The sequence below is a fragment of the Pseudoalteromonas piscicida genome (genome assembly GCF_002208135.1).
GTDB lineage: Bacteria > Pseudomonadota > Gammaproteobacteria > Enterobacterales > Alteromonadaceae > Pseudoalteromonas > Pseudoalteromonas piscicida_A.
Map to the genome: position 1 here is coordinate 2,278,550 of NZ_CP021646.1, position 14,239 is coordinate 2,292,788.

At 43.6% G+C, this 14,239-nt stretch carries 12 protein-coding genes; 4 read left to right on the plus strand and 8 right to left on the minus strand.

The genetic code is table 11. The annotated features are described in order from the left end of the window. Positions 1-136 precede the first annotated feature (136 nt). The gene (locus tag B1L02_RS10645; RefSeq protein WP_088530992.1) at positions 137-1,507 is read right to left on the minus strand and encodes a YjiH family protein; all 1,371 of its coding nucleotides are present in this window, start codon (positions 1,505-1,507) and stop codon (positions 137-139) included. A 65-nt stretch (positions 1,508-1,572) separates the two neighbouring features. Beyond that, complete coding sequence (gene bamC, locus B1L02_RS10650) at positions 1,573-2,631, minus strand: outer membrane protein assembly factor BamC (protein WP_088530993.1); 1,059 nt, start codon at positions 2,629-2,631, stop codon at positions 1,573-1,575. A 332-nt stretch (positions 2,632-2,963) separates the two neighbouring features. Here bamC and B1L02_RS10655 point away from each other — a divergent pair, with 332 nt between their 5' ends. Beyond that, positions 2,964-3,497 (plus strand): glycine cleavage system protein R, encoded by a 534-nt coding sequence (locus B1L02_RS10655; RefSeq protein WP_010369065.1) that lies wholly within the window; start codon positions 2,964-2,966, stop codon positions 3,495-3,497. A 9-nt stretch (positions 3,498-3,506) separates the two neighbouring features. Further along, positions 3,507-3,980, plus strand: a complete 474-nt coding sequence (gene bcp, locus B1L02_RS10660; protein ID WP_088530994.1) for a thioredoxin-dependent thiol peroxidase — start codon at positions 3,507-3,509, stop codon at positions 3,978-3,980. Between the two features lie 76 nt (positions 3,981-4,056). Here the strand turns inward: bcp and putP are convergent, their stop codons facing one another. Beyond that, the gene (putP, locus tag B1L02_RS10665) at positions 4,057-5,538 is read right to left on the minus strand and encodes a sodium/proline symporter PutP (protein WP_088530995.1); all 1,482 of its coding nucleotides are present in this window, start codon (positions 5,536-5,538) and stop codon (positions 4,057-4,059) included. 318 nt (positions 5,539-5,856) lie between these two features. Between putP and B1L02_RS10670 the strand changes: the two genes are divergently transcribed. Both B1L02_RS10670 and B1L02_RS10675 read left to right on the plus strand, forming a co-directional pair. Beyond that, entirely contained in the window at positions 5,857-7,077 is a 1,221-nt protein-coding gene (locus tag B1L02_RS10670; RefSeq protein ID WP_088530996.1) for an EAL and HDOD domain-containing protein, read from the plus strand. A gap of 89 nt (positions 7,078-7,166) precedes the next feature. After that, positions 7,167-9,185 (plus strand): TonB-dependent copper receptor, encoded by a 2,019-nt coding sequence (locus B1L02_RS10675; protein ID WP_088530997.1) that lies wholly within the window; start codon positions 7,167-7,169, stop codon positions 9,183-9,185. A gap of 47 nt (positions 9,186-9,232) precedes the next feature. On the opposite strand, the gene B1L02_RS10680 is transcribed toward B1L02_RS10675, so the two are convergent. Genes B1L02_RS10680 through B1L02_RS10700 form a run of 5 tightly spaced genes read right to left on the minus strand, consistent with a single transcriptional unit; the run spans position 9,233 to position 14,238 of the window. Further along, complete coding sequence (locus tag B1L02_RS10680) at positions 9,233-9,964, minus strand: VacJ family lipoprotein (protein ID WP_088530998.1); 732 nt, start codon at positions 9,962-9,964, stop codon at positions 9,233-9,235. Next, positions 9,965-11,218, minus strand: coding sequence for a c-type cytochrome biogenesis protein CcmI (gene ccmI, locus B1L02_RS10685; RefSeq protein WP_420541215.1), 1,254 nt, complete (start codon positions 11,216-11,218; stop codon positions 9,965-9,967). 26 nt (positions 11,219-11,244) lie between these two features. Continuing rightward, positions 11,245-11,709 carry a cytochrome c-type biogenesis protein gene (locus B1L02_RS10690; protein ID WP_088531000.1) on the minus strand — a complete coding sequence of 155 codons (465 nt, stop codon included), beginning with the start codon at positions 11,707-11,709 and terminating at the stop codon, positions 11,245-11,247. Next, positions 11,706-12,278: a redoxin family protein gene (locus B1L02_RS10695; protein WP_045961646.1), complete on the minus strand. Its 573-nt coding sequence runs from the start codon at positions 12,276-12,278 to the stop codon at positions 11,706-11,708. Before B1L02_RS10695 ends, B1L02_RS10690 begins: the two co-directional genes overlap by 4 nt. Position 12,279: 1 nt before the next feature. Continuing rightward, the gene (locus B1L02_RS10700; protein ID WP_088531001.1) at positions 12,280-14,238 is read right to left on the minus strand and encodes a heme lyase CcmF/NrfE family subunit; all 1,959 of its coding nucleotides are present in this window, start codon (positions 14,236-14,238) and stop codon (positions 12,280-12,282) included. Between the last annotated feature and the right edge of the window lies 1 nt (position 14,239).

The window sequence follows — 14,239 nt, forward strand, 5'->3', positions numbered from 1 at the left end:
TTTAGCATTGATTAATAACGATTATGGAGAGAAACAGGATAATAAATATCAGCATGAAGTTAGCCAACTGACCCACAATATTGAAGCGGGTAAATATTGTGGGTTATCAGTGGACTCTGTTATCGAATGTTCTGCTTTAGCCGACTAACCATTTCGCCATAAAGACGATAACAGGTAAGGTAACAAGCGTTCTTAAAATAAAGATAAGGAATAGCTCCCACAAGTTCACCGGGATTTTGCTACCAAGCAGTAATGCCCCAACTTCAGACATGTAAATTAACTGGGTAACACTCATAGCCGCAACGATAAATCTGGTGGTATCACTTTCAATAGAACCTGCAGCAAGGATTGACGGAATAAACATATCGGCAAAGCCTACCACTATCGTCTGTGCTGCTTTTTCTGCTTCTGCCACATTGAGTAGCTCGAGGTAAGGAACGAACGGTGTGCCTAAATATTGGAATACAGGGGTGTATTCTGCGATGATTAGAGCAAAAGTACCGACAGCCATAACTACAGGTAACACAGCAAAGACCATATCTAAGGCATTATGTAGGCCTTCTTCTAATGTTCCTTTCAGCCCAGGTGCCGTTTTTGCCTTGGCAAGTGCAATATCTAAAGAATGACCGAACAGCCCTTTTCCTTCCGGAACCGCTTCTGAGTCTTGGTTGTGATCACTACCATCGACATAGATATCTTTTTTGAATCTTAGTGGCGGTAAACGCGGCACTATAATAGCTGCTACAAAGCCAGCTGCACATACGGTGAGGTAAAACGGAGCAAACAGGTGTTCGAGTTTAACTTGACCAATAACAACTAAACAGAAAGTAATGGAAACCGCAGAGAATGTAGTACCAATAATAGCTGCTTCTCGTTGTGTATAATGCTTATCTTCATATTGGCGAGCAGTCATCAAGATACCTACACTGCCGTCGCCAAGCCAAGAAGCAACACAGTTTACAGCGCTACGACCTGGCACACCAAATAGCGGGCGCATCACTTTGGTCAAGAGTGTGCCAACCATCTCAAGTAAACCAAAGTTAAGGAGTAATGGCAGTAACAAACCAGCAAGAATAAAGACAGAAAAAAGTACAGGTAATAAGTCATTTAACACTAATGCACCTGTATTTTCCGAATGGATCGCTTCTGGACCAACACCATTGAAGGTAAGCACAATAAACACCATGCCAACTAGTCGGGTTATCAACCAAATCCAACTAACGTCAAATAGATGCTTTATTATGGTTATTTTTAATAGCGCTTGGGGTCTTAAGAGCTTCATCACTAAACTCATGATCCCGGTAATACATACTATTGCGACAATCATGTCTTTAATAAAAGGAGCGACTTGCGCTTGTAACCACTTCGCCATAACAGCAATTGGGATAGTCATTGCTTCCCCTACCGCTACTGGCGTCATAAATAAAAAAATACCAATCAATGACGGTACGATAAACGCAAACCACGTTTGTAAGGTGGAGCGTGGTGTCATAGTGCTCTCTGTCATTTTTTACTTCCACAAAAACAAAGAAAAGAGCCGAAGCTCTTTTCGTTTTTAAGTTATTATATTTATTAGATTGTTAGACCTTTTTGCCTAAGCAGGGTGATCAAGGCTTGGTGCAGGTTATTCATGGTGTTTGCATCAAGTACGTTGCCTTCGCTATCCTTCCAGGTAATAGAAGTACGCGTATCCTGCGCTTGAGCGATTTTTATCGTGTAATCACCATTGTCGATTGGCAAGACAACCGCCTCTTCACCCCAAATAGAGTCCCAAACGCTGCTTTCAGGTGCTTCGTAACGAACCAAAACTTCCTGCTTTTCTCTATCGACACGGACAACCGTAAAGTTACTTCTTTCTAGGAAGTTAGAGAAGCGATCAAGCACCGCTTCTTGACCTTTTTCAGTCAGTAGCGCCGAATCACCATTCTTGTCAAACCCAAGTTCAAGTGCCAGTACACCTTGGCGCTTACGCATTTCAACTTGCAGTAGACGATATTGATAGTCAAATTCTGAAACAACTTCGTTCAGTGCCCGTACTTCGAGGTGGTTTTTCTGAAGCGCAGTTAATTCACCATCGCCTTGATAATCCACTAATTCAGCTCGAATTGAAGCCGTACGCTGATGTTCTTTTTGCTCGACAGTAAACTTAAACTTTTGCTTAGATGGTTCTGCCGCGTCTTCCCAGAACCAGCCGTCTTTTGGCTTGATCAGTGAATACCAAGTTGTAATCACCGAGCCTTGCGCTTTGTTATCGCTTTCAAGCCCAGCATTATGCATCGCCACGACGCCATCTACAGCACGCCAAATAAATGCCGGTAAATCTTCTATGCCGTCATTTTTATCAAAAAAGATCCTTGCAGCTTCTTCGCCCTGCTCTACCCAACTGCCTTGTGCAACCGTTAATACCTGTTGCGGTGCACGGTAGCTTACCGGCTCAGCTGTATTTTCATATTGGCCAACTGGCATTGCAAATTCTGGGTCTCGATAAGGCTGAGCTAAGCCCTCAGGGGCTTTCACCGGTGCATTTGCACGATAATTTCTTTCATGATGTGCATCGTTTGTGAAAATACTACAGCCGCTTAGACTCACGGCAATTCCAAGAACCAGTGATTTTGGGATCCAATACTGCACTCATTTACTCCTTAGCAAACCCTATTGTTATTCGAATCAAAGTTATGATTTAGGATTGCCGAATTGGTTCACACAAAGTTGCCAAAAATTGACAATCTCTGAATTAATAACGCTATGGTATCAAACATTCCTCGTACTATATTGGGAACGCACATCTCATAGCCAAAATTTTGCCTTATGTTACTTGTCATACATTAGAAAAACAAGCAACCATGCAACGCAACCCTAATTCTATTTTTTATTACAACGCGCTAGCGCTAAAACTCAGATATGGTAGTATTTCGCGTTAACTATTAACCTTGAGCGCATTACGTGAAATCAGAGGTTCCAAAATGACCATGCATGCAAACCATCAACTTGTCTTAACCGCCATAGGAGAAGACAGATCTGGTATTGTTGGCGAATTGACACAGCTTGTGAGTGACTGCAACTGTAATATTATTGACAGCCGCATCGCAATATTGGGAAATGAATTTACCTTTATTATGTTACTCGCCGGTGACATGGCGTCTATTAGTCGTGTAGAACATACCTTACCTGCCAAAGGCATGGAACTCGGTCTCTTAACCATGATGAAACGCACGTCGAGCCATCAGCAAGGCGAATACAGTGCAGGTTATACTTTGGAATATGAAGGACTAGATACTCCCGGTACATTAAGCAAAGTAACGCGCTATTTTGCAGCACAAGGAGTGAATATTTGTTCATTGAAGTCAGATACCTTTGAGCAAGAAGATGAGCTACATATGCGCTGCGAGCTTGAGTTTAATATTCCAGTGGATGTGGATATTGATAACTTTAAAGTTCAGTTCGAAGATCTTTCTCACTCCTTAAACGTAGACTATATATTTAGACGCATTCGCTAAGGATTTACTATGAATACTTTAAAAGTTGGTGATAAAGCGCCACTATTTTCACTGCAAAACCAAAACGACGAGACCGTTGAACTTGCTACTTTATTAAAGTCTCACCAAGTCTTAGTCTATTTTTATCCTAAAGCATTGACCCCGGGCTGTACGGTTCAGGCAGAAAACCTACGCGACCACAAAGCTGAACTTGCTGATTTAAACACGCTAGCCGTAGGCATTAGTCCAGATCCTGTGAAAAAGTTAAAGAACTTTGAAAACAAAAAAGAGCTTAACTTTGACTTACTGTCGGATGAAGACCACGCGGTAGCCGATAAGTTTGGAGTGTGGGGACTAAAGAAATTTATGGGTAAAGAATATGATGGCATTCATCGCCTATCTTTCTTAGTCGGCCAAGACGGTACCATCAAGCACGTGTTCAATAAGTTTAAGACCAAAGATCACCATGAAGTTGTGATTAACCACTTGAAAGAACACGCTTAAAGTGACTCCTTAAACCGTATATTAAAAAATAAAAAACGGAGCTGATTGCTCCGTTTTTTATTCGCTTCAACCGACTTTAATCAAGTGCACTTTCTACTTTCTTAAATAGGGTTGTGATCTCTTTACTTGGCTCCTTGGTCATTAGGCTGACAGCAAAGATAGCGACTGTCGCAACAATAAACCCAGGGACAATTTCATATAGTGTCGCGCTAAGCGGCTCACCATTATAAGTAAACGGACCGTAGATCCAAACCAACACAGTCACTGCGCCAGATACCATACCAGCAAGCGCGCCGGCAAAATTCATGCGAGACCAGAATAAGCTTATCAACACCAGCGGGCCAAATGCCGCACCGAAACCAGCCCAAGCATTACTTACAAGATCTAGAATCGAGCTATCTCTGTCGTACGCAAGATAAATGGCAGCAAGCGCTACAACTAACACACTAATACGACCAACAAGCACAAGCTCTGTATCCGAAGCTTTTTTATTCAAAAATATCTTATAAAAGTCTTCTGTTAACGAACTCGAACTCACTAACAACTGCGAAGAAATAGTACTCATAATTGCAGCAAGAATAGCTGCAAGTAAAAAACCCGCAATCAATGGGTGGAACAGCAGCTGAGATAAAATCAAGAAAATAGTTTCTGCATCATCCACAACAATCCCATGTTCATGTGCGTATGCTGCACCAAACAAACCAGTGCCCACAGCACCGAGTGCTGCAACTATCATCCAGCTCATACCTATGCGACGCGCTGTCGGCATGTCTTTCACACTTCGAACAGACATAAAGCGCACAATAATATGAGGCTGGCCAAAGTAGCCAAGACCCCAAGACATTGCTGAAATAATGCCTATTGCGCCAGCCGAGCCTACCCAAGTTAACATCGTCGGGTTTAATTCATTTAGTGTTTGAGATAGAGGATTATCAAGCAGTGAGAAGGTAACTAAAGGAACTAAAATCAAAGCGATAAACATGATACAGCCTTGTACAAAATCGGTCAGACTTACCGCTAAAAAGCCGCCAAATAAAGTATAAAGCACAACAACGCTAGTCGTGATGTATAAACCACTTTCATAACTCATGCCAAAGGAACTTTCAAACAGCTTACCGCCCGCAACCACGCCAGAAGAGGTATATAACGTGAAGAAAACAATGATAACCAACGCAGAGACTATTCTTAGCGCGTTTCCTTTATCTTCGAAACGATTTGCAAAGTAGTCAGGAATGGTGATCGCGTCATTTGCATACTCTGTGTAAACACGTAGGCGTGGGGCTACCAATAAATAGTTAAGCCAAGCACCGATTACAAGACCAATTGCAATCCATGTACTGCTAAAACCATAAAGGAACATGGCGCCCGGAAGACCCATTAAGATCCAACCACTCATGTCGGATGCGCCAGCTGAAAGCGCCGCTACACTTGGTGGTAAGCTACGACCGCCCAACATGTAACCAGACACATCACTGGTCGACTTTTTATATGCATATAACCCAATTCCCAACATCGCAATAAAGTATAGTGCGAGAGAGATTATCGTACCTATCTCCAAATTAGCCTCCTAAGTGTTAGTTGGGCTCTTCTCCAAATGTGAGCTTTTTCTGTAACTTAATTATTCGATTTCTAACTCACTTTGAATAAAAGCCAAAAACATAAAGGCTTCACTATAACACGCACAAACCATACACCCAACCACCTGCGACCATTGACCAAAACTGTCTTTCATTCGTACCTAATTCAACTGGTTACTAATCACTCATTCTATGTTTGGTATTTACCCATATTCAGTAAACTCAATTTCCCGACGTGACCTGACTGCACTTTTACCTTATATTTAACCCAATAGCATTTTGTTTGGACGGTAGTCTCTATGTACTTTTACGCGGCTCGTCAGCCAATTTTTGATGTCCAAAGGGAATTGATTGGCTACGAACTTTTATTTCGCGATGGTTTAAATAACGTATTTCCCGAGATTGACGGCGATGAAGCGACAAGCCGCTTGGTTGAAGGTAGCCAATTTACCTTAGGATTAGATGACCTTACAAATCAGTACCCTGCTTACATTAACTTCACTTTAGAAACACTAGCAAAAGGCTATGTGCAAATGTTAGCGCCCGACCAAGTCGTCGTAGAAATATTAGAAACAGTACAGCCAGGAAAACGACTCTTAGCCTGTGTCAAAGAACTAAAAGAACAAGGTTATACGCTCGCACTTGACGATTATCATCACCAAAATGTATGGCGCCATTTCTTTCCCTATATCGACCAGATAAAAGTCGATTTGCTGGCGACTAACCTTGAGCAAATCAATGTCATTAAAGCGGCAATAGAGGATTACCCTCAGATTGATTTAGTGGCAGAGAAAGTGGAAACCTACGAGCAGTTTGAACTCGCTAAATCGCTTGGATTCAAGTATTTTCAAGGCTTCTTTTTTGCCAAACCCGAAATGGTCAAAACCAAAGCGCTAGCTCCTTCGGAATTAGCCATGGCTGAATTGCTTTATGAAACTTCGAGCGTTGAGCCCGATCTTGCTAGGATCACACAAGTATTTGAGCGTGATGTAAATCTAAGCTACAAACTTCTTCGGTATGCTAATAGTGCCGTGTTTAAACGCAGAGCCGAGATATCGACGATTAAGCAAGCCTTGGTTGTACTCGGTAGTGAAGAGCTTAAACGCCTGATCTCATTGTTGTTTGCTTCACAACTTAATACTGAAAAGCCCAAAGAACTACTTTCACTGTCATTATTGCGCGCACATTTTATGGAAGCAATAGCAACCGAGGCCAATAAAATATCCGATACTGGGAGCACATTTTTGGTTGGTATGATGTCGCTTATGGACGCCATACTTGATGATGACATGGCCAGTTTATTGAAGAAATTACCATTATCTCAAGAAATTAAGTCAACCTTACTGAAAAAATCAAGTGCTTTTGGTATTTACCTAGACCTTGCGGAATCTATGGAAAAAGGTGACTGGGATAGTGTTGAGAGCATGTCTAAATCTCTCGGCGTAACCAGCCAAAATATCGCAAAGTTATATCAAACATCGCAAATTTGGAGTGACACTCAAATAAAAGCGATAGAGTAACCTATTAAAGGATGCGACAATCTGTCGCATCCCGCTAAGCGCCTGATAGCGATAAAATAAGTCCACTAAAACAACTTCAAAGTGAACTTATGAAACGCACCCTACTTTCTCTCGCTATTGTTTCTTTATCGTCCATAACCCATGCTGATGAAATTGAAAAAATCGTTGTTATTGCGCCGATGCAAACACCAATTGCGCTTACAACGGACACGAAAGCTGTTCGCCAACCACTACCAGCACAAGATGGCGCGGACTTGCTTTCTTCTATTTCCGGGTTTTCATTAATTAAAAAAGGTGGTGCAAGCGCCGATCCGGTGTTTCGTGGCATGGCAGGCTCTCGAATTGCCATTATCGCCAACAATGGTCAAACGCTTGGTGGCTGCGGTAGCCGTATGGATCCGCCTACGGCATATATCACTCCGCAGTCCTATGACACCTTAAAAGTCATCAAGGGCCCGCAAACAGTGTTATACGGCCCAGGCAACAGCGCTGCTACAGTAGTGTTTGAACGTGACAATGAACGTCTTGCTAAATCTGAAGTTATTGGCTTTGCCAATGCTGTACTTTCTAGTCAAGGTCGCCATAGTGTCAATAGCGATATCAAGACTGGTAATGAAAACGGGTATGCCCGTATCGCCGCAAATTACAGCGATGCCGATGATTATGAAGATGGCAACGGCACCGAAGTTCACTCTGCTTATGAGCGCTGGAATATAGACACAGAGTTTGCCTACACTCCTACCGATGACGCATTTTACTCCATCACTTACGGGGTGAGCGATGGAGAAGTTGCCTATGCCGACCGTATGATGGATGGCAGCCTCTTCGACCGCGAAAATATTGGCCTGAATATCAAATTATCTTCCCTTTCATCACTTATTGAAGAGCTAACATTCAACGCTTACTATAATTACGTCGACCATATCATGGACAATCATAGCCTACGTCCTTTTGTGGCTAACATGATGATGAAAACCCCAACGTCTTCCAATCCTGACCGAAAAACTTATGGGGCAAACCTTACGCTGACTTCGGAAATCAATACGCAACATACTTTTATTTACGGTGTCGATTATCAAACAAACGAGCATCGCAATCGAGTCAGCCGAGATCAATTCAACAATCCGGTCGAAACGATGCCGCGCCAGATCGATGCAAAATTCAGACAACTCGGTGTATTCGCCGAGTTCGAATATCAATTGAGTCGCTCCAGCCAATGGGTTAGCGGTTTACGTATTGATGATTGGCAAAGTGAAGATCACCGCACCATGATAAGCGCTATGATGTCGATGAAACCAAACCCAACCGCCCTACAAACAAGAAACGATACGTTATTCAGCGGATTTAGTCGTTATCAAGCACAATCTGAAAACAGCAGCTACTTTGTCGGTTTTGGCGTTACAGAGCGCTTTCCCGATTATTGGGAAGTGGTGGGGGGTAACCGCGGAAGTGAAACGTCTATTTCTGCCTTTAATGTCGATACCGAAAAAACTTTGCAGCTAGACGCAGGACTTGTGAAGCAGTTCAAAGACATTAACGTCAATTTCTCGATGTTTTATAACCAAATCGACGACTATTTATTGATAGACAATATGTTTGAAAAGATGAATATGACATCAAAAGTGACCAGAAATATTGACGCAGAAACCTTCGGTTTTGAAGGAGAAGTAATGTGGCAAGCAAGCAAAGCGCTACAACTCACAGGTAGTATTAATTATGTAAAGGGTAACAACCTTACTGACAACCTCGCGCTAGCCCAGCAACCACCTCTACAACTGCGTATTGCAAGCAATTATCAATTGAGCGATAAGTGGCAACTAGGCGGATTGGTGCGGCTAGTACAAAACCAGCATAGAGTGGCGACTGGCCAAGGAAATATTGCAGGCCAAGATATCGCTGCGACTACTGGCTTTGGTACACTTGCACTCAACACCAATTACCAATATAGCGATGCATTACAGCTCAGTGCTGGTGTAGACAATGTACTCGATAAAACTTATGCCGAGCATTTAAGTCGTTCAGGCGCTGCGGTAAGTGGCTTTGACCAGACTGACCGAGTCAATGAACCGGGACGAACGCTCTGGGCCAATCTCAACTGGCGTTTCTAAATCCTACACCAAGATAACGAAAAGGTCGGCGAATGCCGACCTTATTTTTATAGGTTTTCTAAGAAGTTCTCATCAAAATCATCCGGCTCTTCTTCCATTGGCGGATTGCCATCATATAGCTCATATAACTGACGTTGATAATATACATCCTTCAAGAAAGTGTATGGATCAAGCGACTCATTAAGCAGCTTTTCTTGTGACATCAACGCAGCTCTAGCTTCAACCGCGCGCAGCGCAAACACTAACACCGTTTGTGGCGTAGTGAGTGCAATTTCTGGCAAGACAAAGTTATCGACCACGTCACCCGTTAAATTTCTCGCGGTCGTCGGCCCCATACCTGGGACCATAATATATGCACCATCACCAACGCCCCACACCCCCAAGGTTTGGCCAAAGTCTTCGTCTTTGAGCTCTAGGCCAAGTGTTTTCGCAACATCAAACAAGCCAAAAATACCAACCGTAGAATTAACTAAGAAGCGAGCAACATTAATTGCCATATGATCAGGCTTACCCTGCAGCGCCGCGTTTACCGCATCGGTCGGCGCGGCAATGTTGGTTGTGAAATTGACCACACTACTGCGCACGGGAGCGGGAGTCACAGCAACATATCCCTTAGCAACAGGACGCAAAATATAGGCATCTAACACATCCATGTTGAAATCATAGAGTGGGCGGTTTAGTGATTGAAAAGGATCTCGTGGATCCTTTTTCTCTTCGGGTACTTGCGCACAACCGACAACGGTCAACGCAAGTAAACCTGTGAGCACAGCTTTAAGCATTTATTTCCCTGTATTTGTTAAGACACGACTAATCTCGACATTGAGCTGGTTTTCGCCTTGTTGAAGTTCAATTACGTTTGAAACCCCCTCAAGTTCTCCATCTGAAGGCATTACTGAACCATCATTAGAAATACGTGCAGTGATCGTAACGTGAGAAAATTTCGACAAGGTTAATTCAGGCATCATCGCCATACTATCATCTAGGTTTACCGTCATTGGCAAGTTAAAGTTTGTAATTTTGGCCACCGCCAATGGCATAGCAGGGCCTTCAGCCGCTTTTGCAAAAACGAACAAGGTACTGTCATTTGGAATATTGTTCTGTAACTCAGCTGAAATGGTTACGGTAACGACAATTCTGGCTTTGACAGCCATAGATTCATCAGTTTGTTGACCCAGTTTTTGCTCGATTTCAGCAATGCGCCCTGCGATCATCTCATAACGCGGATCATCTTTGGTCAATTGTGATAACAATACTTCAAATGCGGCTTTTGACTCTTTCCAATCTTGACGCTCATAAGCAATTAACGCCAGTAGGCTTATCGCATCAATATTAGTCGGGTCATTCTTGAGCACTTTTGATAACATTTTAGCCGCGCGATTCGTACTTGGCTCAGAGCCCTCTATCAACAACGCTTGGCTATAATTCACCAAAACATTATTGTTATTAGGTTGCATCACAAGAGCCTTATCAAATGCCTGCATCGCCATCTCAAAGTCACTCAGTGACATTGCAACGCGACCCAGCAGCATCCATGCAACCGCATCGTCGCCAGCGGTTGCTAGTTTAGTTCTTAGCCCCAGTGCAAAAGCTTGTAGCTCATTGGCATTTAACGGCTCTCCAGATTGCATTACCGCTCGCTCACCATACTCAGGTAACTTTTCGACGGCTTCGTGCCAGCTTGCAATCTGCCTATGACTACCAGTGTAATAGTAAAAAACCCCTGTCACCAACACCATAAAAGCAATACCTGTCAGCGCCAGCACACGGTTGTCACCACGACTCGTCAATGACTGTTCGGACGATAACTCATTCAATAAGCGGCGCTTTAGCTCAATCACGGATTCATTATAACTGTCTTTTTCGATACGTTGATTAGCAAGCTCTTCTTTTAACTCTTCCAAACGCTGATGGAAAATATCGATACGCTCAGCATTCGCATCGTGATCGACCGTGAGACGCTTTTCCTTTTTAATAAACGGAAACACCACAAAAAGACCGGCAAATACGCCTAGCAGAAGGAACAAAAACCACATTTGGGTTAAATCTGTCGAGAATTCGCTCACTGCTCACGCTCCTGACGTTGATATTGATTAATGAGCTCAGCCAGCTTTTGTTCGTCCGCGGCATTCCAGTCTTGCTTCTTCGCTGCGCGTTTTTGACGAAATACAATAAAGCCGAAGCCTAAAATAATGATTGCCACAGGCAGTACCCAAAGCACGATTGTTGCAGGCGTAACAGGTGGTTGATAATGAACGAAATAGCCATAGCGGTCTATCATATAGTCAATGACCTCTTGCTTAGACTGGCCTTCATTAACCAAAGCAATAACTTTGTCACGCAGATCTTTAGCAACGACGGCATCTGAATCTGCAATGTTTTGGTTCTGGCATTTTGGGCAACGCAGCTCATGAGTCAGCTCTCGGAAAGTTTGCTCACGTTCAGCTGTAGCAAAGTTATATTTGTCTTCCGTTGCTTGCACCGCTGCGGTCACCATCATTAAAAGCAAAACAATTACATATCTCATTGCGTTAACTCCTGATAGATTGCTGCAAACTTAGTGCGCCATACGCGTTCATTGATGTCGCCAGTATGATGCAACAAAATCTTACCTTGCTTATCTACCAAGAAAGTCTCTGGCGCGCCCGAAACCCCTAAATCCAGCGCTAATGTACGCTCCAAATCAAGAATGTTAAATTGATATGGGTTACCAGCACGACTTAGCATGTTATTGACATCTTGCCTTAACGCATTGATATCAAACTGGTCGCCAAAATCAGGGTCATAAGCCTGCTCGTAATACAGACCAATTATTTTCACGCCACGCTCTCTAAGCTCAGTTAAATAACCCAGCTCAGCGATACACGTTGGGCACCAAGTGCCCCATACGTTCATCAAGTAGACTTCACCCTTAAGCGAGTCGGCGGTCCAGGTTTTATCACTATCCATTAAATCGGGTAATGAAAACTCAGGCATAGTGTGCCCTAAACGGCCTGTCTGGATCTCTCTTGGGTTACCAAATAGTCCTTGGTACAAAAACACACAAAGGAAAATAAATATCAAAAAAGGCACTAAACCTAATAACTTGCGGTTCATGTTAAGCCTCCACTTGGGATGATTTTTTCACGCGGCTGCGGTAGCGTTTATCCGCAAGCACAATGAAGCCGGCAAAAGAGATAAGTAGCCCACCTAACCACATCCAGCGTACGTATGGTTTGTGATAGATCCTAAGCGACCACGCGCCTGCAGAAAGCGGCTCGCCGAGTGCTAGATATAAATCACGAAAGAAGCCATCATCAATAGCGGCTTCGGTCATAAACTGCATCCCTACATCATAGCGGCGTTTTTCTGCATGCAGCTCGGTGACTTTTTTACCATTTTTGAATACCGTCACTACGCCTGCATGGCCACCATAGTTTGGACCTCGAATTTCTTTCACGCCATCAAAGCGATATTCGTACTCGTTTAGCATCGCCGTTTCACCAGGCTTCATACTCACTGAACGCTCGACTGAATATGCTGAAGTTAACGTCACCGATGCAATAACAAAGGCAATACCAACATGCCCCAGCACCATCGCCCAATAGCTTAATCCTAGCTTTTTAAAGCCGATCGCAACACTTGGGTGAACAGTCACTTTATTAAATAAGTCAGCAGTAGTAGCCACGCTTATCCACACAGCTAAAGCTGTCGCAACAAATGTCAGTGGTGCCACCACTTCATAGCTCGAGTACAACCAGGCTGCCGTGAGCACTAAACTAACCACAATCAGTAAAGCCCATTTTTTCACCAGTGGCGGCATCTTATTTTGCTTCCAACGCAGCATAGGTGCTAAACCTAGCAAAATCGCGAACGGAACGATTAATACCGCAAACATCTGATTGAAGAAAGGCACACCAATAGAAATAGAACCTAAGCCCAACTCTTTGTGGATCATGGGCAATAGCGTGCCCAGTAATACAATTAAGGTCGCAACCACTAAGAAGATATTATTTATCCACAGCGCCACTTCACGCGAAATGAATTGATAACGTCCTTCACTATATACTTGAGCTACGCGCATTGCATAAAGCGCTAAGCTGCCACCCACAACTACAGCCAAGAATGACAGGATATATAAACCACGGTCGGGATCGGTTGCAAACGCATGCACCGAAACGATGATACCGGAGCGAACGATAAAGGTACCCAGTAAACATAAACTAAACGCGGTGATGGCAAGTAGTACAGTCCAAGACTTAAACACACCGCGCTTTTCTGTCACTGCGAGTGAATGCAATAATGCGGTTGCAACCAGCCAAGGCATCAGTGAAGCGTTTTCAACTGGATCCCAGAACCACCAACCGCCCCAGCCTAACTCTGAGTACGCCCACCAACTGCCAATGGTAATACCTAGAGTAAGAAAGCCCCATGCAGCCATTGTCCAAGGACGTGACCATTTAGCCCAAGTATTATCCAGTTTACCGGTTAAAAGCGCTGCAATTGCAAAAGAAAAAGACACAGATAAGCCAACATAACCCATATAAAGAAGTGGCGGGTGAATGATCATGCCTGGGTCTTGCAGCAATGGATTTAAATCACGCCCTTCAACAGGGAAATAAGGAAGCAAACGCTCAAACGGGCTCGACATCCAAAGGGTATAGAGCATAAAGCCCACACCTAAAAAGCCAAGTACGCCTAACACACGCGCTCGCAATACCCACGGCAACGACTTTGACATCACCGCAACCAACATGGTCCACATAGATTGCATCACCAACCACAGTAAAATTGCGCCTTCGTGACCACCCCAAGTTGAGGTGATTTTATAATACCAAGGCAAAGTACTGCTTGAGTGATGTGCCACATACGCAACCGTAAAGTCATCCATTAATGTGATGTAGATCAGTACCACAAATGAGAACACCACAAGAATACACTGACCAACGGCCAGTGAAGGAGCGGCTTTCATCAGCCTCAAATTACCCGTATAAGCACCCCACAATGGGAAAATACACAGTAATAAGCTCAATGCCATCGCCAGAACTAAAGCGAAGTAACCTATTTCTGGGACCATC

What these genes read in the sequence shown, in the direction of transcription:
- bcp (WP_088530994.1), top strand. Translation starts at nt 3,507, where the DNA reads ATGAATACTTTAAAAGTTGGTGATAAAGCGCCACTATTTTCACTGCAA.
- B1L02_RS10690 (WP_088531000.1), bottom strand. Translation starts at nt 11,709, where the DNA reads ATGAGATATGTAATTGTTTTGCTTTTAATGATGGTGACCGCAGCGGTG.
- B1L02_RS10645 (WP_088530992.1), bottom strand. Translation starts at nt 1,507, where the DNA reads ATGACAGAGAGCACTATGACACCACGCTCCACCTTACAAACGTGGTTT.
- B1L02_RS10695 (WP_045961646.1), bottom strand. Translation starts at nt 12,278, where the DNA reads ATGAACCGCAAGTTATTAGGTTTAGTGCCTTTTTTGATATTTATTTTC.
- ccmI (WP_420541215.1), bottom strand. Translation starts at nt 11,218, where the DNA reads ATGTGGTTTTTGTTCCTTCTGCTAGGCGTATTTGCCGGTCTTTTTGTG.
- B1L02_RS10675 (WP_088530997.1), top strand. Translation starts at nt 7,167, where the DNA reads ATGAAACGCACCCTACTTTCTCTCGCTATTGTTTCTTTATCGTCCATA.
- B1L02_RS10700 (WP_088531001.1), bottom strand. Translation starts at nt 14,238, where the DNA reads ATGGTCCCAGAAATAGGTTACTTCGCTTTAGTTCTGGCGATGGCATTG.
- B1L02_RS10680 (WP_088530998.1), bottom strand. Translation starts at nt 9,964, where the DNA reads ATGCTTAAAGCTGTGCTCACAGGTTTACTTGCGTTGACCGTTGTCGGT.
- B1L02_RS10670 (WP_088530996.1), top strand. Translation starts at nt 5,857, where the DNA reads ATGTACTTTTACGCGGCTCGTCAGCCAATTTTTGATGTCCAAAGGGAA.
- B1L02_RS10655 (WP_010369065.1), top strand. Translation starts at nt 2,964, where the DNA reads ATGACCATGCATGCAAACCATCAACTTGTCTTAACCGCCATAGGAGAA.